This window comes from Alcanivorax sp. HI0044, assembly GCF_001634945.1.
Genome location: NZ_LWEZ01000155.1, coordinates 1 through 710 on the forward strand (window position 1 = coordinate 1; position 710 = coordinate 710).

At 58.2% G+C, this 710-nt stretch carries 1 protein-coding gene; it reads left to right on the forward strand.

Going from position 1 to position 710, the window contains the following annotated elements; genetic code table 11:
* Positions 1-170: 170 nt before the first annotated feature.
* A partial coding sequence (locus A3730_RS01855; protein WP_304439451.1) for a carbamoyl-phosphate synthase domain-containing protein occupies positions 171-710 on the forward strand: 540 nt, incomplete at its 3' end.

A 710-nucleotide genomic window follows, 5' to 3' on the forward strand; every position in this document is an offset into this window, starting at 1 on the left:
GCCGCGTGACAGCGGGGCCACAAAGCCCTAAAATAGCGCGCAGCCCGTGATGGGCGTGCGGGGCGCCGAATGAAGAATTCAGAAAAAAGCGAGGTGGAGGAATCCATCTCGCTTTTTTGCGAGCGCACCCGCCGCAGATCTCCCTATTCCCTATCAGCCTGGAGGTTGCGTTGACGGTTCCCGCCATTCTCGCTCTTGAAGACGGAAGCATCTTTCGGGGTGTTGCAATCGGTGCCACGGGTGAAACCGTGGGTGAGGTGGTGTTTAACACCGCCATGACTGGCTATCAGGAGATCCTGACGGATCCTTCCTATGCCAAGCAGATTGTAACCCTTACCTATCCGCATATTGGTAACACTGGCGTCACTGCCGAGGACGAAGAGTCCTCCCGAATCTGGGCCTCGGGCCTGGTGATTCGTGATCTGGCCATGACAGTGAGCAACTGGCGTAGTGAGCAAACTCTTCCGGACTACCTGCGTGAGCGCAACATTGTTGCCATCGCCGATATCGACACTCGCCGCCTGACGCGCATTCTGCGTGACAAGGGTGCCCAGAATGGTTGCATTCTGGCCGGCGACAATGTGGATGAAGCACAGGCGCTGGCGGCGGCCAAGGGGTTCCCCGGCCTGAAAGGCATGGACCTGGCGAAGGAAGTGAGTGTTGCCGAGTCCTACAGCTGGACCGAGTCCACCTGGGATCTTGAGAAAGGT